Source organism: Silvibacterium sp., assembly GCF_047605705.1.
Lineage (GTDB): Bacteria > Acidobacteriota > Terriglobia > Terriglobales > Acidobacteriaceae > Silvibacterium.
The window spans coordinates 35,332-58,540 of sequence record NZ_JASGFD010000017.1; the positions used below are offsets into that span (position 1 = coordinate 35,332).

General features: G+C 62.3%; 17 protein-coding genes. 5 read left to right on the top strand and 12 right to left on the bottom strand.

Annotated features, from left to right (window positions below):
* Nucleotide 1: 1 nt before the first annotated feature.
* The 7 genes from nadC to QM649_RS08385 all read right to left on the bottom strand — a co-directional run bounded on the left by nadC (nucleotide 2) and on the right by QM649_RS08385 (nucleotide 10,684).
* Entirely contained in the window at nucleotides 2-898 is an 897-nt protein-coding gene (nadC, locus tag QM649_RS08355; protein WP_415198570.1) for a carboxylating nicotinate-nucleotide diphosphorylase, read from the bottom strand.
* A 26-nt stretch (nucleotides 899-924) separates the two neighbouring features.
* Nucleotides 925-3,729, bottom strand: coding sequence for a valine--tRNA ligase (locus tag QM649_RS08360; RefSeq protein ID WP_415198571.1), 2,805 nt, complete (start codon nucleotides 3,727-3,729; stop codon nucleotides 925-927).
* Nucleotides 3,730-3,953: 224 nt separating this feature from the next.
* Nucleotides 3,954-5,609 carry an outer membrane protein assembly factor BamD gene (gene bamD, locus QM649_RS08365; protein ID WP_415198572.1) on the bottom strand — a complete coding sequence of 552 codons (1,656 nt, stop codon included), beginning with the start codon at nucleotides 5,607-5,609 and terminating at the stop codon, nucleotides 3,954-3,956.
* A gap of 93 nt (nucleotides 5,610-5,702) precedes the next feature.
* Nucleotides 5,703-6,380, bottom strand: a complete 678-nt coding sequence (gene rpe / locus QM649_RS08370) for a ribulose-phosphate 3-epimerase (RefSeq protein ID WP_415198573.1) — start codon at nucleotides 6,378-6,380, stop codon at nucleotides 5,703-5,705.
* 151 nt (nucleotides 6,381-6,531) lie between these two features.
* Nucleotides 6,532-7,617 (bottom strand): UvrB/UvrC motif-containing protein, encoded by a 1,086-nt coding sequence (locus QM649_RS08375; RefSeq protein WP_415198574.1) that lies wholly within the window; start codon nucleotides 7,615-7,617, stop codon nucleotides 6,532-6,534.
* 185 nt (nucleotides 7,618-7,802) lie between these two features.
* Complete coding sequence (locus QM649_RS08380) at nucleotides 7,803-9,179, bottom strand: TldD/PmbA family protein (RefSeq protein ID WP_415198575.1); 1,377 nt, start codon at nucleotides 9,177-9,179, stop codon at nucleotides 7,803-7,805.
* Nucleotides 9,180-9,583: 404 nt separating this feature from the next.
* A complete protein-coding gene (locus tag QM649_RS08385; RefSeq protein ID WP_415198576.1) occupies nucleotides 9,584-10,684 on the bottom strand; it encodes a thioredoxin family protein in 1,101 nt (366 codons plus the stop codon).
* A 54-nt stretch (nucleotides 10,685-10,738) separates the two neighbouring features.
* Here QM649_RS08385 and QM649_RS08390 point away from each other — a divergent pair, with 54 nt between their 5' ends.
* A complete protein-coding gene (locus tag QM649_RS08390) occupies nucleotides 10,739-11,452 on the top strand; it encodes a M24 family metallopeptidase (protein WP_415198577.1) in 714 nt (237 codons plus the stop codon).
* A gap of 222 nt (nucleotides 11,453-11,674) precedes the next feature.
* On the opposite strand, the gene QM649_RS08395 is transcribed toward QM649_RS08390, so the two are convergent.
* From QM649_RS08395 to QM649_RS08405, 3 genes are all read right to left on the bottom strand, one after another.
* The gene (locus QM649_RS08395) at nucleotides 11,675-12,862 is read right to left on the bottom strand and encodes an NAD(P)/FAD-dependent oxidoreductase (protein WP_415198578.1); all 1,188 of its coding nucleotides are present in this window, start codon (nucleotides 12,860-12,862) and stop codon (nucleotides 11,675-11,677) included.
* 148 nt (nucleotides 12,863-13,010) lie between these two features.
* Complete coding sequence (locus QM649_RS08400) at nucleotides 13,011-14,531, bottom strand: GH39 family glycosyl hydrolase (protein WP_415198579.1); 1,521 nt, start codon at nucleotides 14,529-14,531, stop codon at nucleotides 13,011-13,013.
* 200 nt (nucleotides 14,532-14,731) lie between these two features.
* Nucleotides 14,732-15,640, bottom strand: a complete 909-nt coding sequence (locus QM649_RS08405; protein ID WP_415198580.1) for an acyl-CoA desaturase — start codon at nucleotides 15,638-15,640, stop codon at nucleotides 14,732-14,734.
* A gap of 277 nt (nucleotides 15,641-15,917) precedes the next feature.
* Here QM649_RS08405 and QM649_RS08410 point away from each other — a divergent pair, with 277 nt between their 5' ends.
* Nucleotides 15,918-18,401, top strand: a complete 2,484-nt coding sequence (locus QM649_RS08410; protein ID WP_415198581.1) for an ABC transporter permease — start codon at nucleotides 15,918-15,920, stop codon at nucleotides 18,399-18,401.
* Nucleotides 18,402-18,488: 87 nt separating this feature from the next.
* Here the strand turns inward: QM649_RS08410 and QM649_RS08415 are convergent, their stop codons facing one another.
* Complete coding sequence (locus QM649_RS08415; RefSeq protein WP_415198582.1) at nucleotides 18,489-19,583, bottom strand: PIN/TRAM domain-containing protein; 1,095 nt, start codon at nucleotides 19,581-19,583, stop codon at nucleotides 18,489-18,491.
* Between the two features lie 249 nt (nucleotides 19,584-19,832).
* Between QM649_RS08415 and QM649_RS08420 the strand changes: the two genes are divergently transcribed.
* The 3 genes from QM649_RS08420 to QM649_RS08430 are packed head-to-tail and all read left to right on the top strand — an operon-like array spanning nucleotide 19,833 to nucleotide 21,844.
* A complete protein-coding gene (locus tag QM649_RS08420; RefSeq protein ID WP_415198583.1) occupies nucleotides 19,833-20,189 on the top strand; it encodes a hypothetical protein in 357 nt (118 codons plus the stop codon).
* A gap of 5 nt (nucleotides 20,190-20,194) precedes the next feature.
* Nucleotides 20,195-20,881: a TetR family transcriptional regulator gene (locus QM649_RS08425; protein ID WP_415198584.1), complete on the top strand. Its 687-nt coding sequence runs from the start codon at nucleotides 20,195-20,197 to the stop codon at nucleotides 20,879-20,881.
* Nucleotides 20,882-20,884: 3 nt separating this feature from the next.
* Complete coding sequence (locus tag QM649_RS08430) at nucleotides 20,885-21,844, top strand: TIGR01777 family oxidoreductase (protein ID WP_415198585.1); 960 nt, start codon at nucleotides 20,885-20,887, stop codon at nucleotides 21,842-21,844.
* A 117-nt stretch (nucleotides 21,845-21,961) separates the two neighbouring features.
* Here QM649_RS08430 and moeB read toward each other — a convergent pair whose 3' ends face one another.
* Nucleotides 21,962-23,155 carry a molybdopterin-synthase adenylyltransferase MoeB gene (moeB, locus tag QM649_RS08435; protein ID WP_415198586.1) on the bottom strand — a complete coding sequence of 398 codons (1,194 nt, stop codon included), beginning with the start codon at nucleotides 23,153-23,155 and terminating at the stop codon, nucleotides 21,962-21,964.
* Nucleotides 23,156-23,209 lie beyond the last annotated feature (54 nt).

The following is a 23,209-nucleotide window of genomic DNA, read 5'->3' on the forward strand; positions in this document are numbered from 1 at the left end:
GCTAGTAGATCTCCGCGGTGATGCGCATGCTCAGGTCCACGGCCACGGCCGAGTGCGTGAGTGCGCCCACCGAGATGTAGTCCACGCCGGTCAGCCCATATTTGCGGATATTCTCCAGCGTGATGCCGCCCGAGGCCTCCGTCGGGATCGATACGCCGTGCTCTTTTTCATGTGCGCGTACGATGCCCACGGCCTTCTTTACCTGCGCGGGCGTCATGTTGTCGATCAGCAGCGATTCCGCGCCGTTCGCAAGTGCCGTCGCCAGCTCGTCGAAGGTGCGCACTTCGATGTCGATGACCTGGCCAGGCTTGCGCAGCTTGTGCGCGCGCTTCAGCACGGTTTCCACGCCGCCGCCGAGCGAGATGTGGTTGTTCTTGATGAGAATGCCGTCGGAGAGATCGAGGCGATGGTTCTCGCCGCCGCCGCAGCGCACCGCGTACTTGTCGAGCAGGCGCAGGCCGGGCACGGTCTTGCGCGTGTCCAGAACCTTGGCTTTCGTGCCCTTCAGAGCATCGGCATACTCACGCGTCAGCGTGGAGATGCCGCTCATGCGCTGCATCAGGTTCAGGATCACGCGCTCGCAGGCGAGGATCACGCGCGCGTTGTGGCGAATGACCGCCAGCGCCTGACCCTTCTTCACATTCACGCCGTCGAACATCTCCGGATGACTGATGACCTCAAAGCGGCCCGAAGCCTTCTTATCGATGCGCGCGAAGATATCGAGGAAGCGGGGAATCGAACCCAGCCCGCTGATCACGCAATCCTGCTTGGCGATCACCGTGGCCGAGGCCCGCAGGTTCGGGTCCACCGTGATCGCGGTCGTGATGTCGTTGGTCGCCTTGTCCTCAACCAGCGCCTGCTCGAGGATGGCTTCGAGTTTTTTGCTCTTCCAGTCCATGATGCTGTCCCGTGGGCCTCTCGTGCTTAGCAGGCCAGTTCTGCGAGTGCCGCCCGTGTCTTCTCGAGCAGCCCGGTTACCTCGGCGAACCGCTTGCGCAGCCCGTCCACCACGTGCGCCGGCGCCTTGGCCATAAAGGCCTCGTTGCCCAGCTGCCGCTGGCCGTTCTCGTGTTCCTTCTCGAGACGCGCCAGCTCCTTCTTCAGCCGCTCGCACTCCACGGCCGGGTCGATCTTCTTTTCGTACACCACCTGGACATCGAACTCAGGCGTCGAGCGGATACCGCTGCCTTCGAGCTTTGTCTCTGGAAATTCGATGCCGGAGACGCGCGCGAGTCGCTCCACAATCTGCGTATTCGGCTCGATGCGGGCACGGATGTCGGCCCTGCACGCGACACGCACCGGCACCTGCGCCTTCTCTTCGACGCCAAGATCCTTGCGGCCAGCGCGCACCTGCACGATCAGCGCCTGCAGTGTGGCCATCTGCTGCTCCACGGCGCTGTCCAGGGCTTCATCCAGCGGCTGCGGATAGCGCGACAGCGCGATCGACTTCGCCGGAGTCTTGCCTTCGTAGAGAGCATGCCAAAGTTCTTCGGTGAGGAAGGGCATGAACGGAGAAAGCAACCGCAGCGACGCTTCGAAGGTGGAAAGTTGCGTCCTGAGCGCAGCCTTGGCTGCGTGCAGGTCGGCTCCTTCGCTGAAGTCCAGGCGGATCTTGACGATTTCGAGATACCAGTCGCAGAAGTCGCCCCAGAAGAACTGGTAGACGAGGTTCGCTGCTTCATGGAAGCGATAGTTCTTGAGTGCCAGGTTGACTTCTTCCGCGGTGCGGTTCAACCGGGACACAATCCAGCGAGCCTCGAGTGGCGCCGTCTCGTCCGGTCCGAGTGAGTCGGCGAGAGTGTGAGGATCGATGCGGATGCCGGCTTCGGCTGCGCGTCCAACGTTCATGAAGAGCAGTCGCGCCGCGTTCCAGATCTTGTTTGCAAAGGCGCGATAGCCTTCGGTGCGCGCTTCGCTGAAGGCGATATCCGTACCGGGCGAGGCCATGGCCGCGAGCGTGAAGCGCACCGCATCGGTGCCGTACTTCTCCACGATCTCGATCGGGTCGATCACATTGCCCTTGGTCTTCGACATCTTCTGGCGGTCGGCATCGCGCACCAGCGCGTGGATGTAGACCTCGCGGAAGGGCACGGCATTCTTCAGCTCACGTTTTGTGCCGTCAGCCTCGGGCACTTCGAGCATGAAGTGGCTGCCAAGCATGACCATGCGCGCCACCCAGAAGAAGAGGATGTCGAAGCCGGTCAGCAGCAGCGACGTCGGATAGAACGCTTTCATGTCGGCCGACGGCGTGCCGTCCTTGGTTGGCCAACCGAAGACAGACACGGGCAGCAGGCCCGAGGAGAACCACGTGTCCAGCACGTCTGTCTCCTGCGTCAGCTCCTTCGCTCCGCACTTCGCGCAGGCTGCTGGCGTCTCGCGGGCCACGGTCACGTCATGGCAGGCCGCGCAGTGCCACGCAGGAATGCGATGACCCCACCAGAGCTGACGCGAGATGCACCAGTCGTGGATGTTCGTCATCCACTCGAGGTAGGTCTTCTCGTACATCTCCGGCGTAAAGTGGATGGCCTTCTTGCCGTTTTCGTCCGCTTTTACCGCGGCAATCGCGGATTCGGCGAGCGTCGGTCCGCCATGGTTCGGCTTCTTGTTCACGGCCACGAACCACTGCGTCGAGAGTCGCGGTTCCACGACTGCGCCCGAGCGCTGGCTCAGGCCAAGGGCCATGTTGTGGTCCTTTACATCCACCAGCAGGCCCAGCTCGCGCAGGTCTTCTACGATCTTCTCGCGCGCCGCATAGCGGTCCAGGCCGTGATATAGCGAGCCCGGCAGGTCGATCTTCGCCGTCTCATCCATGATGGTGAGCTGCGGCAGGTTGTGCCGCTGGCCGATCTCGAAGTCGTTCGGATCGTGCGCCGGCGTCACCTTCACCGCGCCAGTGCCGAACTCGGGGTTCGCCCACTCGTCGGCGAGGACAGGAATCTCGCGCTCAGCCGCTCCATTGATGGCGCTCAGAGGCAGGCGGAGCAGCTTGCCCTGCAGGGAGAGGTAGCGCTCGTCCTTCGGATTTACCACCACGGCCACGTCGCCCAGCATCGTTTCGGGGCGCGTGGTCGCGATCACAATCGAGCCTGAGCCGTCGGCGAGCGGATAGCGCACGTGGTAGATCTTGCCCACGCGCTCCTCGTGCGTCACCTCGAGGTCGGACACCGCGGTCTGCTGAATCGGGTCCCAGTTCACGATGTACTTGCCGCGGTAGATGAGCCCTTGCTCGTAGAGGCGCACAAAGGCCTCCTTCACCGAGATGGAGAGGTTCTCGTCCATGGTGAAGTACTCGCGCGACCAGTCCACGCTCGCGCCGAGGCGCTTCATCTGCTCGAGGATGGCGCCGCCGTAGTGCTGCTTCCACTGCCACACGCGGTCGACGAAGGCCTCGCGGCCCAGCGCCTTACGGTGCGTGCCCTCGCCGGCGAGCTGCTTCTCCACCATCATTTGTGTGGCGATGCCGGCGTGGTCGGTGCCGGGGAGCCACAGCGTCGGGTCGCCCAGCATGCGGTGCCAGCGGGTCAGGATGTCCATTTCCGTCTGGTTGAGCATGTGGCCCATGTGCAGACGGCCGGTAACGTTCGGCGGCGGCAGCAGAATGGTGAAGGGCGTGCGCCCGGCAAGCGTTTCCGCCGAGGGGGTATCGAAGAGCTTCTCGTCTACCCAGTAGGCGGCCCAGCGATCTTCAATCGCTGTCGGGTCATAGGCTTTAGCTAATTCTTCAGGCATTTCGGACAGTCCAATTCTTCACGATAAAGCATTTCGGGAGGCGGTGTCGGGCAGAGCCGCGCCGCAGCCGGCGTTTTCGTCTTCTCCGCCACGTGGAGTGATTCCGCGTGGCAATCCGCAATTCTCAGGAAGCGAGAGTGGGGCGCCCTGTTCATGCGGCGGCAGCTCCAAAGAAAAGGGGCCGCGCTTGGCGGCCCCTCGGGTGTTCAGCATGCAACTGGAATTTAGAAGGGATTCAGCTTGTCGAGGCCCTTCTTCTTCTTGTGCTTGCTCGAGGACTCCGTACTGCTGTCGTACGGAGCGTTCTTGGCCTTCTTCTTCGGATTGTTGTTGACCTGGCCGTGCGTCGGGTTCTTGATCTCGTTGATCTGCGTAGGCGCATCCGCCGGAGCATCGACCGCCGGGAGAGGCTTGCTCTCGGCAGGCTTGACTGCCGGAACCGCAGGCGTATCCTTCGGGCCGTTCACCACCGCGTCGGGCGAAGCTTCGCTCGTCGGGTGCGAGATGGCGTTCGCGTCATAGCCGTTGCCGCCGGCATTGCTCGCGGGAGCTTCCTTGCCATCGGCGGCGGTGCCAGTGGCATCGTCGCTGCGCGGAGCCGTGGTGGCGCCGGTCGCCGGGCCGCTCGGGACTTCCACCGTCACCGTGCTGCCTTCGCTGCCGCCGGCTTCCGGTACCGTTTCAAGCTTTAAGCTGCCGGAGGCTGCAGGCTGTGCTGCCTGGGGTGAGGTGCCGTTGGCCAGAGCTGCGGCCGTTGTGTCGTGGCCCTGCGCATCCACGCCGGGAAGCGGCTGGTTATGGATGGCCGCCATGAACAGAGCGACATTCTGCTTCTGGACATCGGGAGCCAGGGTCTGCGTTGCATCGGTGAGCGTCGGCTCGCCTACGCGGGAGGCCTCGATGGTCGAGGGGCCATGCTTGATCATCAGCAGCGCGCGGTCACGAAGCTTTACATTCGTGCGGCTGCCTTCTTCGGCTTCGCTCTCGGCCACTTCCTGCTGTGTCGGATCCGGAACCAGGCGGCCCAGCGCGATCAGGCGGTCCTTGGCATCTTCCACGTGCGGAGCTTCGGGATAGCGCAGCACAACACGCTGCCAGGCAGCACCGGCGCGGTCGTTATAGATCTTTACCAGCCTCGCCTTGGCCGCCGGAGGAATGTTCAGGCGGCTGGCGATGTGGGCCTGCGTCGCATAGGCGTCGCCCAGCATGATCAGCGTCTGGTCCGAGTGGCTGAAGAGCGGATAGTTGTCGGCCACCGTCTGCAGGCGGGCGATGGTCGCCGGCCAGTTCTCGTGTCCGAAGTAGAAGCTGCCGATCTCGAACTGGCGCTGGGCCAGAACTTCCTGCACCTCGCGCAGACGCTGCTTGGCGCGCGGCACCAGCGGGGAGTCGGGGAAATCCTGCAGCATGGTGCGGTACTCGCGCTCGGCGTGCTCCGCGTTCTGCGGATCGCGATCCGGCTTCTCCATCTGCTGGTAATAGATGTCGCCCACCTTCATCTGCGCCTCAGCCGCTTCCGGCGTGTTGGGGAAGAAGGTGATGAAGTCCTTGTACTCGTTCTCGGCCTGTTGCAGAGCGGCCGAACCGCCTTCCTTGTACCAGGTGTCGCCGATGGCCAGCTTGGCGCGCATCGCGTACTCGGTTTCCGGATAGGTGTTGAGCAGGGTCTGGAGGTCGAGGCGGGCTACGTCGAACTTGCCCTTCTTGAGCGCCAGCATTGCCTTGTCGAACAGCTCCTTATCGGGCTGCTTCGACTTCACATCGGCCAGCGGATTGGCGCTGAGGTCCGTCTGCTTCTTCTTTTTCGTCGCATGCGCTGCGGAGGGCAGCAGCACGAGGCAAAGGCCTGCGACGGCAATCTGGTTGACAACGCGATTCATAACACCTCGAAAAATCCCCGCGGGACAAACAAACTTCGGGCGGCCCCGCGGCTAGCTCCGCTTTCGCCCCTCGTCTTGCGTATAAGACCCTGCTTAAACCTGAACCCGCTCTTCGGCCTGCTGCGCCAGCTCCAGCAGTTCGCGGGCATTCTGTTCCGCCTTGCCGCCGTTGAACACAGCGCTCCCTGCAACCAGCAGCTCCGCTCCTGCTTCGACGACTGCCGCAATGGTGTCGTGAGCAACGCCGCCATCGACTTCGATCCGGTAGCTCAGCCCGAGCTCCTGCCGAAGCTCTTTCAATCTGCGTATCTTGTTGAGCGAATAGGGGATAAAGCTTTGTCCGCCAAATCCGGGGTTCACACTCATCACCAGCACATGGTGCACCATGCCGAGGATCGGGATCAGCACCTCGACCGGGGTTGCCGGGTTGATCACCACGCCCGGCTTCATGCCGTGCTGCTCGATCAGCTGCAGGGAACGGTGCAGATGTGGGCAGGCCTCGTAGTGGACGCTCATCCAGTTGATGCCGGCCTCGGCAAAGGCGGGAACGAACTCGTCCGGGTTCGAGACCATCATGTGGCAGTCCAGCGGCAGACGGGTCACCTTGCGCAGGCTCTTGACCACGGGGACGCCCAGCGACAGGTTCGGCACAAAATGTCCGTCCATCACGTCCACGTGAATGACGGTGCCGCCTCCGCGCTCGGCGGCCTGGACGTCTTCACCCAGACGGGCGAAGTCAGCGGAAAGAATCGATGGAAGTAGCTCGACCAAGATGACACAAGTTTAGCAGCCGAGGGCAGAATTGGGCTCCCGGCCGGGTGAGAATTTGCGGGCCGATTCCGGGGAAAAGTTGCCTGGCAGGAGTTGATTGGTTGCGACCTGGGAAGTCTTTTCTTTTTAGAAGTTTCCAGAGATGGCTATATTAGGCGGGATCAGCGTTCGGGCTCACGCCCGCCCGATACACCCGTGAAATCGCCCGCAGTACGCTGCGCTTTGGCAGGTCGCCGTTTTCGTCGGCGAAGCAGGCCTCGCCTACCCGGCGCGCCTGCGGCCGGAAATACCACCGGCTGAAGAGGCAGAGCTGATCGGCAGTCTGCTGCACGCCGCCATGGTTTTCGGCGAGTTGCCCGCGAAGTTCGGCAAGTGCCGTCTCCAGCCGCTCCTCTAAGACGTCGCGCGAGGCCAGTCGCACCGCCGTTGTGCCGCCCTCATCCAGCGGAACCGCCTGCATGGCCATGGGATGGGCGAAGAGCGAGGAGGAACCCGATTGCTCATTCTGGTGCCGCATCCCGGCCACCGAGTAGGCCACCGGGCCGGCCAGGCATCCGCGATCGAGCAGGAACAGGTGGACCTCTTCGGTGTCCACGCCATCTTGAGAGATGCCCGCCGCCGGCTGCATCACCAGCGCCCGCAGTTGCGCCAGCGGATGCACCGCCGCCGGCATCAGCGATGCTGCGGCCTCTGCCTTGGAAACCCTGGCATGGACCTCCGCCGCCCGTTCGAAATCCAGATCCGCAGAGGCCGCGTCACGTTCGGCCTCCAGCTGTTTGGTCAGGCTCTCGCCACGCGTTGCGAGAAAGGCTCGTACCGCCAAGGATTCTTCGGAATAGCGCTCGTCCGTACAGCCTTTGAAGCAGGGGGCAAGGCACTTTTTCATCTCCGAATAGACGCAGCCGGGGAAGGCCGGATCGGGATTCAGCTCCTCGACGCAGCGCCGCAGCAGGAAAAGATTCAGCATCGCCTCGAGCGCTGCCTCGGCCGAGTTGCGGGAGGGAAACGGGCCAAAGAGGTGGTTGGCGGCGCCCTTTGTGATGCGATTGGTCACGTAAACGCGCGGATACGCGTTTTCCATCGCCATGCGCAGAAAGACCGGAGGCCGCAGCTTGAGCCGCTTGCGCGCGCGATCCCCGAAGGCTTCAAGCGAAGCGCGATAGAGCGCGAGCCACGATTCAAAGTCGGAGCCGGTAATGCAGTATTCGATGCGCCGCACGCTCTCGGCCAGCCGCAACCGCTTCGACTGCTCCGGTTTCGGGTCGAGCAGCCTGCGGAGTCTTCTCTTGAGATTGGGCGTCCGGCTCAGGTACGGTTCGGCTTTGTCGTCCGCTCCAAAGAGAGCGAAAACCCCTGCAGCCTCGGGAAGCCGGTGCCACTGCGGGTCGCGCGCGTCGAAATCCAGCTGTTGCGCCAGCATCGCTACTCTCCGGCGATGGTCATGCCGTCGATGCGCAGCGTGGGCGAGGCGACCGAGCCGCGGAAGACAAGATCGTTGCCGATGGCCGTGATATTGCGGAACATCTCCTTAAGGTTTCCGGCGATAGTGATCTCCTGCACCGGGAAGGTCAGCTCGCCGTTCTCGATCCAGAGACCCGATGCGCCGCGGGAGTAATCGCCGGTGACCATGTTTACCCCCTGGCCGATCAACTCGGTCACGTAGAGTCCGGCCGGGATGTCCTTGAGCAGTGCCTCAGGCGTGATCGATCCCGCCTTGAGAAAGAGATTGCCGTGCCCGGTGCCGGGATTGCCCGCCAGTCCGCGCGCCGCTGAGCCAGTGCTCTTCATCCCCAGCTTGCGCGCTGTATAGGTGTTGAGCATGTAATGCTTCAGCACGCCGTTTTCGACTAGCACCGTGCGCCGCGAAGGCAGGCCGTCACCGTCGAAGGGCGATGTGCCGAAGCCGCCGGCGATGGTGCCGTCGTCGACCACGGTGATCGATTCCGCTGCAACCTGCTGGCCGAGCATGCCGGTAAAGAACGACGCTCCGCGATAAATGGAATCGCCGCTGGCTGCGTCGAAGATCGCGCCGATCAGACCTCGCGCAACCTCCGGCGAAAAGACGATCGGCACCTGCTGCGTCTTGACCTTGCGGCCATCGAGCCTGCGCAAAGTGCGCCGTGCCGCTGTCTCGCCTACGGACTCCGGAGTTTCGAGAGCGCCCAGGGAGCGCGCGTAGGAGTACCAGTAGTCACGCTGCATCTCGCCCGCGCTGCCGGTGGCAATCGGACTGCATGAGATCGAGCAGGACGAAGCGCGATACTCGCCCGAAAAGCCGCGTGAGTTGGCAAAGGCCTTGCGCCCGGTTCCTGCGTCGAAGCTGCCGCCTGCGGAATTGGTGATGCGCGTGTCGAAGGCAAGAGACGCCGCTTCGGTCCGCCGCGCATATTCAATGCGCTCTGCGGTGGGCAGCTTGTAGACGTCTTCGTGGAAGAGTTGGAGGTCGCCCGCGAGCGATCCGAACTCCGATGCTTCGGCGAGACCTGCAAAGGGATCTTCCGAGCTGACTCGCGCCAGAGCCAGCGCGCCGTTCACCAGGTGAGCGATGCCCTCGGGCGTGAAGTCGCTTGTCGAGGTACTGGCCACGCGGTAGCCATTGTCGGAGGCCACCAGCACCCGCAGCCCCACGCCGCGCGAGCCCGCCTCCTTGAGCGTCTCCACCTCGCCCATGCGCACGGAGACGGAGAACTCATCGCCCTCCCGCACGGTCACTTCGGCATCGGAGGCGCCGGCCTTCTGGGCTTGGCGGACAATCTCGGCGGCAATCTGTTCAAGGCTGGCGGATACGGCAGTCGGCATCCTGTCTATAGTAACGCTCGGCGTTAAGAGAAGGATGTGAGCTGCCGGGTGCCCCACATCTCGCTGTTTCCGAGATGTGGGTTCCCAGGATGCCGATGGTTCCCCACTCAAGCCTGAAGTCGGCTTGCGTGGGGAACACACGAACATCACCCGGCGTTCTTGCCATCCCTGGCCGAAAGTGGAGAGACCAGATCCCGCAGAACCGCAGGTTTCTCCACTCCGCAGGACAGAAAACGTCCTGCTCCGGTCGAAATGACAGTGTGCGTTTATAGAGAGGAATCCGGGTGCCCCACATCTCGTTATTTCCGAGATGTGGGTTCCCAGGATGCTGACGGTGGCCCATACAAGCCTGCGGTTGGCTTGCGTGGGGAACACACGAACTCAATCGAGCCAACCCACCACCCTCAACCGAACGTAAACGTGAACGCCTGCACGCCCGGCTCTTCGAACTCGATGGTGAAGGTATGATCCGCAATCGAGCCCTTCTGCCGGATCAGCTGGTAGAGCCGGTCCTCGGTCACGACGCCGTTGCCCTGTGCGTCCGTATCCGTGCCATGATTCTCTCCGGGGGCCTGTCCGTCGATGGTGACCTTGAAGTGGACCGGCTTGCCGTCCGCGCCCGGAGCCAGCACCATGTGCAGGTCGCGCGCATGGAAGCGATAGACGATCTTTCCGCTCGCGGTACGAAGCACCGCGGCCTGGCCCTGGTCGGCCCACTGGCCAATCAGGCCCCAGTCATTGCGATCCAGCGACTTCGGTTCCGCGTAGAGGCGATCGACGTTGTGCTTGAGGCCGCCCGGTGAGACGAAGTTCTCCGCGCGCTCGTAGCCAAGATAGGTCTCCGGCGAGCGGACATCGCGCGTATCGGCCGCGGCCTGCGCGCCCTCGCCATGCACGCTGGCTATGCCGGTGGGCATCGATGTCGCGTGCGCTTCTTTCAGCAGCTCCTGAATCTGCTTCTCCGTCTCGTCATACTCGCCCTCGCCAAAGTGCTGGTAGCGCACGTGGCCCTTGGCGTCGATGAGGTAGTGCGCCGGCCAGTACTGGTTGCTGAAGGCGTTCCAGATGCGCATATCGCTGTCGATCGCGACCGGATAGGTGATATCGAACTTCTTGACCGCGCGCTCCACGTTCGGCGTCAGCTTCTCCACGTCGAACTCCGGCGTATGGACGCCGATCACGACGAGGCCGCTGTCCTTATACTTATCCGCCCACGCGCGCACGTAAGGCACGGCGCGGATGCAGTTGATGCAGGAGTAGTCCCAGAAGTCGATGAGGACGACCTTGCCCTTAAGATCCTTTGCTGTCAGCGGCTTCGAGTTCAGCCAGCCGGTGGCGCCGGAGAGGCCGGGAAGCGGCTGGGTGCCGATGATGTTCGGCCCATCCTGCGCGAAGGAGTGGGGCGGGCGGATAGCCACGCAGGCCAGCGCCAGCGCAAGGGCCGCTCCAGCCAGATACTTCAGGGTGAAATATTTCCGGGTTCTCGAATGGAATGCGATCGACATCTGGCTTTCAGCCCCTCCGTTGGGCAACACTGGAAGACACGAGGTACAGTCCGCATGGCAGACCAGCCACAGACAGTAGATCATTCCGAAGAGCAAAAGGTTACAGAGCTTCGTAACGCGCAGGACAAGGCGGTGCGCCTTTTTCATGAGGTGGAAGCCCGCGGCCTCATCCGCGCCGGCATCACCGAGAGCCGTCTCAACCAGGAAGTCTACGACCTGGCGAAGCAGATGTACGGCATATCGACCTACTGGCACAAGCGCATTGTGCGCGCCGGGGAAAATACGCTCGCTCCCTATGCGGAGAACCCGCCGGACCACACGCTCAACGAGGACGACATTCTCTTCCTCGACCTCGGCCCGGTCTTCGAACAATACGAGGCCGACTTCGGGCGCACCTATGTCATCGGATCGGACCCGCTCAAGCTGAAGCTGCGCGACGATGTTGGCAAGGCCTTCGCCGACGGCAAGCATTACTTTCAGGAGCATCCGGAGATACGCGCGGACGAACTCTTCGCCTACGCCGTATCGCTGGCGGAGAAGTACGGCTGGGAGTTTGGCGGTCCCATCGCCGGGCATCTCATCGGCCAGTTCCCGCACGAGCGCATCCAGGGCGACAAGATCTCCCTCTACATTCATCCCGAAAGCGATACGGTAATGAACGCGCTCGACGAAGAAGGCCGCCCCCGCCACTGGATTCTCGAAATCCACTTTGTAGATAAGGCACGGAAGATCGGCGGTTTCTTTGAGGAACTGCTGACGATAGGTTGAGGAGGATCACATCCTTCGGCTCGCCATCACAAAGAGTTTGTCATCCCGACCGAAGCGAAGCGCAGTGGAGGGACCTGCGGTTCGCTTGCATTCGCACGAAAAAGGGTGCCCCATCCAAGCTCCGCTTGGGTGGGAAGGCACAATCTCCGCGGGCCGATTCCCCGCAGCTCGCTTCGCGAGACGAGGAAGCTGTCTCGCTATGGTCGGGATGAACTCATGCTCTTACGCCCTGCTGCCTGCCGCCGCGCCCGAAGCCCAGGCCCACTGGAAATTGAACCCGCCGAGCTGGCCGGTGACATCGACCACCTCGCCGATGAAGTAGAGCCCTGGCACGCGCTTCGCCTCCATCGTCGAGGCCGAGAGTTCGGAGGTGTCCACGCCGCCTGCCGTGACCTCGGCCTTGGCATAGCCTTCGCTGCCGTCAGGAACCACGCGCCACGCGTGCAGCCCACGCTCCCACTCCTCGAGCGCAACATTGCTCCAGCCCGCTGGCGGTAATGCCTCCAGATATGCAGCTGTGAGCCGCGAGGAAAGCGATCCGTTAAGCGCAGCCTTTAGCGTGGCCGCATCGCGTTTCGTGCCTGCGATCAGGCTTTCCGTCACGCGTGCGCCCGGCGCGAGATCGAAGCGCACCGCCTCTCCCGGCTTCCAGTAGGACGAGGCCTGCAGCACCGCTGGACCGCTCAGACCACGATGCGTGAAGAGCAGCATCTCGCGAAACACCGGCGTCTTTTTTGCCTCGGCCGAGGCGAGGACATCCGCGGAAACGCCGGCTAGCGCGCCCCACCGTTCCAGGTCGCGCGGCGAAAAGACCAGCGGCACCAGCGCAGGCCGCGTCTCGACGATCTTCAATCCGAATTGCCGCGCAATCTCATAACCGAAGGCAGTCGCACCCATCTTCGGGATCGAGAGGCCTCCCGTCGCGATCACCAGCGACGAAGCCTGCCATGCGCCCCGGCTGGTCGCAAGCGTGAAGCCCTCGCCATTGCGCTCGACGCGATCGGTACTCGTGCCGCAGACCACGCGCACGTTCACCGCAGCGCATTCGGTGAGCAGCAGGTTCACGATCTCGGTCGCGGAGCGATCGCAGAAGAGCTGTCCCAGCTTCTTCTCATGCCATGCAATGCCGTGTTTATTTATCAGCGCAAGGAAATCCTGCGGCGTGTAGCGAGCCAGCGCGGACTTGGCAAAGTGCGGGTTCGCGGAGATATAGTTCTCCGCGCGCGCATAGATGTTGGTGAAGTTGCAACGTCCGCCGCCGGAGATGAGGATCTTTTTGCCGGCACGCTCGGCATGGTCGAGCACCACCACGCGCCGTCCGCGTTTGCCCGCTTCGATCGCGCACATGAGGCCGGCCGCGCCCGCCCCCAGCACGATCACATCGACATTCTGATTTTCGTTCGGGTTCAAGAGTTAAGGGTATCGCGTCTTCCGGCAGCAAGTGGGACGCGCGTTGCGCGTCTAGCGGTCAGGCATAGAAGCGGTCAGTGTGTTTCGGCTGCAAGCACCCATGTCCCCACTCAAGCCTTCGCGCCGTCATGCGCGCTGACGGCTGCCCTCACCGAATCTCAATCACCGCCAGCCCCTGCTGCGGCACGGTCACCGTCACCTGGCCGTCTGCAAGGGGATGCGTCTCCGGCTTGCCGATATCGCCGTCCTGCTTCAGCTGCGCTATCTGCGCGGGCGTTGGATTATCCGGGCTGCCCATGGCCTTCCATGCAGCCAGCGTGTCGCCATGTTGTGCGTCGAGATGCGAGATGGTCACCGTCGGCGTGTACTTCTTCACCTTCTTCCAGGGCACGTCGCTCAGCGAGAAGGTGAAGGTCTTGTCTGGAACGGACTGGCCCGGCTCGACGAGATTCCACGCCGCGATCACAATGGTGTCGTCGCCGCGCCGCGTCACCAGTACATCGTCCTGTGGTTCGGCGATGCGCTGATTGCCCAGCTTGTGCAGCAGCTTGAAGGCATTGAAGGCAGGCTTGGGGATGCCGTCCTCTGCCAGCAGTCCGTAGCCGCCGTAGAACGGCTTCTTCACCACGCCCTGCTCCTCGAAGACATCGGAGAAGGTCCAGTAGGACATCATCTGCACCTTGCCGTCGCACTGCCGGATGGTGTCCGCGAGCCATGGCCCCATGTAGATCGAGTCGGTGATCTCCGGCTGGTTCATGTACGTCGCGTTGAACTCGCTCCAGATCAGCGGCAGCTTCGGCTTGGCCGAGTGCTCAATCTGGTCATGCACCTTGTCCACGGCAGCGCACACCATCTGGTGCGGTGCGACCGGCCGGTCATCGCCGAAGACATCCTTCGAGACATCATTGCCGTACACGTGCGTCGAGACGAAGTCCAGCGGCACGTTGTTCTTCGTCGCGTGGTCGATCATGTCGCCTACCCACGCGGCCTGCGCTGTTGCCGGGCCACCCACGCGGATCTTCGGATTCACTGCCTTCAGCGCCTTCGCCGTGTGGTCATAGAGTTCGAAGTACGTTTGCTGCGCGGGCCGTCCGGTCCAGAAGTCAATATTCGGTTCGTTCCAGACTTCGAAATACCACGACGAGACTTCCTCGATGCCGTAGCGATCGACGAGGTGCTTCGCAAAGGCCGTCACCAGCGCGTCCCACTTGGCATAGTCCTTCGGCGGTGCGACGATCTGCTTGTACCAGAAGGCGTGATAGTCGAGGCGCGAGGCCAGCTTCTTCGGCATGAAGCTGATCTCGACATACGGCTTTATCCCGTTCTCGAGCAGTCCGTCATAGATCTGGTCGACGTACGACCAGTTGTAGACTGGATTGCCCTGCGCATCCTCGTCGTAGACGCCGTTCTCGTCCTGAAAAATGGCATGGAAGCGGACGTACTGGAAGTCCGTGACCGAGGCGACCTTGCGCAGGTCATCGCGATACTGCGCCCGCAGCGTGAGGTTGGCGCGGCCCGAGCCGAACATCTCGTCCCAGAAGTGTGGCAGCGGCGTGGTCTTGCCCCCGGCATCGATGGTGACCGTCTCCTGCGCAAAAGCACCGGGCGTAACGAGCGCGGCGGATGCGGTGAGAGCGAGAGACAGGGCGAGGGCAGTACGTCGAAGCATGCAGTCTTTCTCCAGGGCAGCGAGTGCTGCTCGTGAGATGTATCGTAGAGCGGGCGCGTTGCGCCCGAGTGGAGCAGTTAGCAGCCATGCGCAGAAACGGCCAGAAGAAAGCCTCGCTGATTCGAGGTTTCTACTGGCCGTTTCTTGACTGACCGTACTTGTGACTGGCTGCTGACAGGCGCGTAAGCGCCGCTCGCCTTCTACCCGTGAATCACCCGCGCCGGTCCCGGCTTGGCCGTCTGCACCTTGATGCGCTTAGCCAGGCCGACCGCGCCCAGGGCGCGGATGAGCCAGTAGTTCACGTCGATCTCATACCAGGCCATGCCGTGGCTGGTGGAAACCGGGTGCGCGTGGTGGTTGTTGTGCCAGCCTTCGCCGCCCGAGAGAATCGCTACCCACCACAGGTTGCGCGAATCGTCCTTCGTCTCGAAGCGGCGCGAGCCCCAGAGGTGCGTTGCCGAGTTCACCAGCCAGGTCACGTGCAGGCTCACGACAATGCGGACGAAGAATCCCCACAGAAACCACGACCAGCCGCCGAAGTAAAACAGAGCGGCGCCGAGTGCGATGCCGGGAAGAAAGTGCCAGCGGCTCAGCCAGACGTAGAAGCGGTCCTTGGCGAGATCCGGCGCGTAGCGGTTGAGCAGCGCCATGTCCTTGTTGCGGAGCGTGCCATAGAGGATCCAGCCCATGTGCGACCAGAAAATGCCGTCACGCGGCGAGTGCGGATCGCCCGGCTTGTCGGTGAGCTGGTGATGCAGCCGGTGCACGGCCACCCAGTAGATTGGACCGCCCTCGAAGGCCAGCGTCGAGCAGAAGGTCATCGCATATTCCAGCCAGCGCGGCACCACGAAGCCGCGGTGCGTCAGCAGCCGGTGATACGTGACCGCGATGCCGATGTTCTGCGAGAAGACCCACAGGATCGCCGTGACCAGCACAGCCTTCCAGCTGAAAAAGAACAGCGCCGCCAGCGCTCCGACGTGGAAGAACACCATCCAGAAGCCGAAGAGCAGGTTCATCCTCGGACTGCGGCGTTGCATCAGGACCTGTGAGTCGGCCTCGGGGTTGAGCGTTCCGGTTGCAAGCGTATTTTCTACCAGCGTTGTGGCCATATCCAGCGTGACTTCTCCATTCTTGAAACTACCGAATCCGGTGGCAAAACTACTGTAAGAGTTGAGTAATAGTTCGCCGGATCTTCTCTTCTGCCTTCATTTCAGGCACTTTTCGGACACTGTTCACATGCGGACACTCAGCCTCCATTTCCGGACATATCCAGGCCCTGCGAGCGTTCCCGAGGTGTTCTGCGCATGGAACCACGCGGCTTCGGGCAACGTAAAGAATGGCAGCCGGCGTGCATTCGGCTATTGTTCCCGCCGAAGGAGATATTTCATGGGCTCGCTCTTCCTCGATCTCAAGCTCGTCCTGCGCCAGCTGCGTAAGTCTGCCGGTTTTACCTTGCTCGCGGTGCTCATGCTGGCCTTCGGCATCGGTGCCACCACGGCTATTTTTTCCATCGTGAATGGAGTCCTGCTTCGCCCGCTGCCATTTCCTCAGCCGGATCGGCTGGTTGCCGTGGGCGATCATCTCGATGGCCTGAATTCCGACCGCTCCAGCTCCGTAACTGCGCCCGACATCGTCGCCTATGGACGCGATACGCACAGCTTTCAGAGTCTGGGCGGTTACAAGAACACCGCCTATGAGCTCTCGGGGAACGGCGAGCCGGCCCAGGTCAATGCAGCCCGCCTCGGAGGTGGGGTCTTCCCTGCGCTCGAGGTGCAGCCGCTGCTCGGCCGTGTCTTCACCGTCCAGGAGGATGAGCAGCACCAGCAGGTCGCCGTGCTCAGCTACGCCACCTGGGTCAATCGCTTCCATAGCGATCCTCATATTCTCGGCACCCATCTCCTGCTCGACCGCAAGCCGTATATCGTCATCGGCGTCATGCCGCGGGACTTCGAATTCCCGCTTGAGCCGGGCCACCTGAATCGCACCGAGCTGTGGGTCCCGTTAAGTCTGACTCCGACCGAGCTGACGGAAGAAGCATCGAGCTGGGGCTCGAGAATGGTGGGCCGTCTCAAGCCCGGCGTAACGATCGCGCAGGCGCAGTCGGACTCCGAACGGGTTGCGAAAGAGATCATGCGCAACTATCCGGCGTACATGGCGAGCCTGCATATCACCGCAGCGGTTGATCCGCTCGGAGCCGCCACGGTAGCCGATGCGAAGCCTCTGGTCCGCACCCTGTTTCTTGCTGTCGCCGTAGTGCTGCTCATCGCCTGCTTCAACCTCGCTGGACTGCTGCTGGTCCGCGCCATCCGCCGTCAGCGCGAGCTCGCCGTGCGCCTCGCCATCGGAGCCCCCGCCGCAGCGCTGGTCCGCCAGGCACTGCTCGAAAGTCTTGTTCTTAGCGTTGCGGGAGGCGTCCTTGGCATCAGCCTCGCCGGTGTCGGCCTGCATGCGGGCAAGAGCCTTCTGCCAGAAACCCTTCCGCGCATCAATGAAATCGCCTTGGACTGGCCGGTCGCTGCCTTCGCGCTTGGACTGGCCGTGCTCACCGGCCTGCTCTGCGGGCTGGCTCCTGCCTTCGCTTCGCTGCGCATCAAGGTGAACAGCACCCTCAAGGATGGCGGGCGCTCCGGTTCTGCCGGTGGCGGCCACGCCCGGCTGCGCTCCGCGCTGGTCGTTGCCGAGATCGCCATCGCTCTCGTTCTGCTGACTGCTTCGGGTCTTCTGCTGCGCAGCTTCGAAAAGATGCGCAGCGTGGATCTGGGCTTTACCCCGGACCACGTCACCTCGGCTGCATACTCGCTTCCCCGCCAGTACTACAGCACGCAGGCGGCGGTGGACAGCTTCAATAAGTCGCTTCTCGATCGCCTGCGCGCGCTGCCGGGCGTCACCTCTGTCGGATTCACCACGCTGATGCCCGAGTCCGGCAGTGACTCGAACCAGGCCTTTGTGGTCGAAGGCGGTGCGCCACAGCCGGGAGTGCACCTCAATCTGTCCACGCCCTCCGGAGTCAACGGAGACTTCTTCCGTGCCATGGGCATTTCACTGATCCGCGGCCGTGTTTTCACTGACGCCGACCGTGCAAACTCCCAGCTGGTGGTCATCGTGAATCGCAAGCTGGCCGAAAAGTTCTGGCCCGGCCAGGACCCCATCGGCAAGCACTATCGCATCGGCACGCAGGAGATGCAGACCCCCTGGCAGACCGTCGTGGGCGAGGCGGAGGACGTTCGGCAGCAGTCGCCAGACGCGGAAGCAACCCTGCAGGCCTACTATCCCGCCTCGCAGGAGCTCGCGGATGCCGGCTCGCTCGTCGCCCCCACGGAGATCATGAACGACGGCGGCTATCTCGTCGTCCGCTCCGTGCTGCCGCCGGAGCAGATGGAGAACGCCATCCGCTCGACGGTGCGTGGCATCGATCCGCTTCTGTCACTCTCACAGTTACAAACACTGACAGAAGCCGTCTCGGACAGCGAAGCGCCGCGCCGCTTCAATACCATCCTCATTTCGAGCTTCGCCTTCGCTGCCGTCGTGCTCGCGGTCCTCGGCATCTACGGCGTCATTGCCTTCTCGGTGGCCTCGCGCACGCAGGAGATCGCTATCCGCATGGCGCTCGGCTCGCGCCGCGGCGGCATCGTTGCGTTGATCCTGCGCTCGGGCGCGCAGCTGGCTGTTATCGGCTGCGTGATCGGGCTCGCCGGAGCCGCAGGCGCATCCACGCTGCTCCGCACGATGCTCTTCGGCGTGAGTCCGTTTGATCCCGCGGTGCTGGCGTTGGCTGCCGTCGGGGTCTTCGCACTGGCGCTGGCTGCCTCGGCGATTCCGGCGCGTCGCGCTGCGACCGTCGATCCGATTCAGGCGCTCAGAGGCGAGTAGCAAGTCGGCTGTCTGGAGCAAGAATGCCGTCAGCAGTTAGTCGCAAAGGCGGCTAGCGGGAACTGCTCCTGCTAGCCGTTCTTATGCCTATCTGCTCGACGCGCAAAGCGCGTCCCACGTATCTGGCTCAGCTCGAAACCACCCCCGGTGTCGTGATCTCGACCCGCGTCTCCGTTTTCGTCTCCGGCCGCACGGGGGCTCGTCCATCTTGCCGAAGATCATCTTGCCCGAGGCGGTCTGAAGCACCGATGTCACGGAGATGTCGACTGCTTTTCCGATCAGCTTCCGGGCATGATCGACGACGACCATGGTGCCATCATCGAGGTAGCCAACGCCCTGGTCATATTCCTTGCCTTCCTTCAGGATCACGACCCGCATCTTCTCGCCAGGCAGCACGACCGGCTTCAGCGCATTGGCGAGGTCGTTGATGTTCAACACCGCGACATTGTGCAGCCCCGCGACCTTATTCAGGTTGAAATCGTTGGTCACGATTTTGCCGTCCAGCTCCTTCGCCAGTTCGATAAGCTTAAGGTCGACCTCGCGCAGCTTCGGGTAGTCATTCTCGAGGATCTGGATGGTCAGCAGGGAATTGCCCTGCATGCGATGCAGCACATCGAGACCCCGGCGGCCGCGCTGCCGCTTCGAAGGGTCCTGCGAATCGGCCACCATTTGTAACTCACGCAGTACGAATTGCGGCACGGCCAGCAGCCCCTCGAGAAAGCCCGTCTCCGCCATATCCGCAATGCGGCCGTCGATGATGGCGCTGGTGTCGAGGATCTTGAGGTTGCGCTTTGCCGGGGAGCGCTCCGGGCCGAAGAGATCGCCCAGGGCCGCGAGGTTCAGCATGTCGCCTTTGCTCGTGCCCACCAGCAGGCCGACGTAGGCCATCAGCAACAAAACGAAGATCGACACCACGGACAGCGTGTTGCCCGCAGGCAGGCTCTCGCGCAGCACCAGCGAAATGAGGAAGGCGCCGAAGATGCCGAGGATGCTGCCCGTGACCGCGCCGATGAGCCGCCGCAGGCTCAGTGCCCGCACGCGCTGCTCAAAGACTACGACCAGTCCCGCCGCAGCGAAGCCCGCGAGGGCAGAAAGCCACGGATTCCATCCAAAAGGCCGGAGAAAAAAGCACGTGCCGCCCAGCACCAGAAGAAAACAAAGCCGAATCAGAATCAGGTCCATACCGAGCCCGAACCTCCCCCGCACAACCAAGCCAATGCAGTTCGGCAGTATACGCATGCGCTTCCAGAAGGGGCAAAAACTATCGGTCTTCGGGTTCCGACGGAATCTCCGGCACTCCCTTTCGATCACCTGGTGCGAAAAGTTGCTTGTCAGGGATAAATCTGAACGCGTTCAAATATTTCTTGACATAGCCCAAAGTTGAGGTACTCTCTGTTTGAACGTGTTCAAAAAATGCCCAAGGAGACCGCCATGGCTGTCGCTCTCTGCTACCTCAGCTATCTGACTATCAGCATCGTGCTCACGATGTGGGTTGCCCGCACGCTTTTCCGCAGTGGCCGCATCTTCCTGCTCGATGCTTTTCATGGCAACGAGCCGCTCGCAGACTCGGTAAATCACCTGCTCGTTGTCGGCTTCTATCTCATTAATGTTGGCTACATCGCTCTCGCACTCAAGACGACGAACCCCCTCGCTACAGTGCGCGAGATCATCGAGCTCGAGAGTACAAAGCTGGGCCTTGTGCTCATCATTCTGGGCGTGATGCATGCCTTCAACATCCTCGTCCTTACTCGACTGCGTAGCCGTACCGCCGCGCCGAGTCTTGCGTGAATGCCATGAGTCCCAGGAGCAATTCCGCAGCCGGAACAAAGAAGTCTGCCGAAACCCGTGCCCGCATCCTCGAGGCCGCGCTCCGCGTCTTTCGCGAGCGCGGCTTTGAGGCGGCCACCATGCGCGAGGTCTCTGCCGAGGCGGGAGTGGCGCTCGGCGGCGCCTATTACTACTTTCCCTCGAAGGAAGCCATCGTCATGGCCTTCTATGAGCAGGCACAGGCCGAGATGCGGCCCGTGCTGGAAGCTGTGCTCACCGAAGGTCGCACACTCGAGGCGCGGCTGCGTGGCCTCATCGAGGAGAAGTTCACCTGTTTCGGGCCGAACCGCAAGCTGCTCGGCGCGCTCTCCGGACACACCGATCCGTCGCACTCGCTCTCGCCCTTCAGCAGCGAGACGGCTGACATCCGCAATGCCGACATCGCCTTTTTCGAGCGCGCTGTCACCGATTCGAAGGTGAAGCTGCCAGCAAACATCCTGCCCTACTTGCCGCGCCTGCTGTGGATGTACCAGATGGGCCTGATTCTCTTCTGGGTCTACGATCGTTCGCCGGCACAACGCCGCACCAGGGCGCTCTTCGACGGGACCCTGCGTATGCTGCTGCTCACGCTGAAGATCGCCGGGCTGCCGCTGCTCAAGCCGATGCACAAGATCGCCGGCGATGTGCTGCATGCCGTCTTTGAAGAGAAGTAAGAGATGACGCCGTTGCGCATCGTGATCGCAGGCGGAAGTGGTCAGGTGGGCCAGATGCTTGCGCGATATTTCCACGCGCAGGGCCACAAGGTAACGGTCTTGAGCCGCCGCCCGGCATCTACCCTATGGCGCGTCGTCCTGTGGGATGAATCGCCGAACAGTGCGTGGGTCAGGGAACTGGAAGGCTGCGACGTCCTGATCAATCTTGCAGGGCGCAGTGTGAATTGCCGGTACACGGAAGAAAATCGGCGCGCAATCTACGATTCAAGAATCAACACTACCCGGCTTTTGAATGAAGTCGTTTCACATCTCGTGAACCCGCCGAAAGTCTGGCTCAACGCGAGCACCGCGACGATCTATCGGCATGCACTCGACCGTGATATGAACGAAATAACAGGCGAACTGGGAGGCGGAGAATCGGGCGCGCCGGACAATTGGAACTTTTCCATCAAGGTCGCTAAGGATTGGGAGACCGTATTCTTCGCCACCATTACGCCGCAGACGAGGAAAGTCGCCATGCGAAGCGCAATCACGCTTAGCCCTGACCGCGGAAGTGTTTTCGAGGTATTGCTCAAGCTTGTGCGCTGTGGACTCGGTGGTGCGATAGGCTCAGGGAATCAGTATGTTTCATGGGTTCATGAGGCCGACTTCATTCGTGCCGTCGAATGGCTGATCGATCATGAAGATGTTGAGGGACCGGTGAATCTGACGGCACCGAATCCTGTGCCCAATCGCGCGTTCATGCGCGCTTTTCGAGATTCATGGGGAGCACGTGTCGGCCTGCCCGCAGCTGGCTGGATGATCGAGGTCGGCTGCTTTCTGATGCGTACGGAATCGGAGCTTGTACTCAAGAGTCGCCGCGTCGTGCCTGGGCGGTTATTGGATGCAGGCTTCCAGTTCGAATTTCCGGAATGGCCCGCGGCGGTGCGGGAATTGGTGAAGCGGTGGAGAACCTCACACTGAAGACCGCTGGTAAGGTTGCTGTATGCTGCCTTCGAAGAGAAGCGATACTGAGTCAATCGTAGGCATGCAAAGACGGCGCCCATGAGGGCGCCGTCTTTGTTTGCTTCGCAATGAGCCTTAGTACTTCGGCACGCTCGGATCGACGTCGTTCGACCAGGCGGTGATGCCGCCGCTCAGGTTGGTGATGTGCTTGAAGCCGTTGGCGGAGAGCAGCTCGCAGGCCTTCTGGCTGCGGCCGCCCATCTTGCAGTGCACCACGATCTCAGCTTCCCGGGTCAGCTCATCCATGCGCGCGCCCAGCTCGCCGAGCGGGATCAGGTGTCCGCCGAAGTTCGCGATCTGGTACTCGAACGGCTCGCGCACGTCGAGCACAAAGACCTCTTCCTTCGCGTCGAGCTTCTGCTTCAGTTCCGTTGCTGAAATCTGGGGGATGCCATTCTGTGTCGGACGTTCGTTCACTATTTCCACCTTTGCTTCGGGCACAATGCCGCAGAACTGCTGATAGTCGATCAGCTCGGTTACAGTTGGGTTCTTGCCGCAGACCGGGCAGTCCGGATTCTTCCGCAGTTTAAGCGTACGGAAGTTCATCGAAAGCGAGTCTACCAGCAGCAGGCGGCCGATCAGCGGATCGCCCTTGCCGAGGATCAGCTTGATGACCTCGGTCGCCTGAATCACGCCGACCAGTCCCGGAAGGATGCCGAGCACGCCGCCCTCGGCGCACGAAGGCACCAGCCCCGGCGGAGGCGGCTCAGGATACAGGCAGCGATAGCACGGGCCTTCTTCCGTCGCGAAGACGCTGGCCTGGCCCTCGAAGCGGAAGATCGAGCCGTAGGCGTTCGGCTTGCCCGTGAGTACGCAGGCATCGTTCACCAGGTAGCGCGTGGGGAAGTTGTCCGTGCCGTCGGCGACGATGTCGTAGTCCTTGATGATGTCGAGCGCATTCGCGCTGGTGAGCATCGTCTCGTGCTTCACGATCTTCACATTCGGATTCAGCGCGGTGAGCTTCTCCGCCGCCGACTCGATCTTGGGACGGCCTACGTCCTTGGTCGAGTGGATGATCTGCCGCTGCAGGTTGCTCTCATCCACCACGTCGAAGTCGACGAGGCCGATGGTGCCCACGCCCGCCGCTGCGAGATAGTAGGTGAGCGGAGCGCCCAGGCCGCCTGTGCCCACGCACAGCACCTTCGCCGCCTTGAGCTTCTGCTGGCCTTCCATGCCCACTTCGGGCAGGATCAGGTGCCGCGAATAGCGCGCAATCTCGCTGTTGTCCAGCGTGGGCAGCGCCGCGGGTGTTTCGAATGCCGTTGCCATGTCTTCGATCCTTTCCAGCGACTGGAATTTGTGCCGGTCGCTGTCACAAATGTC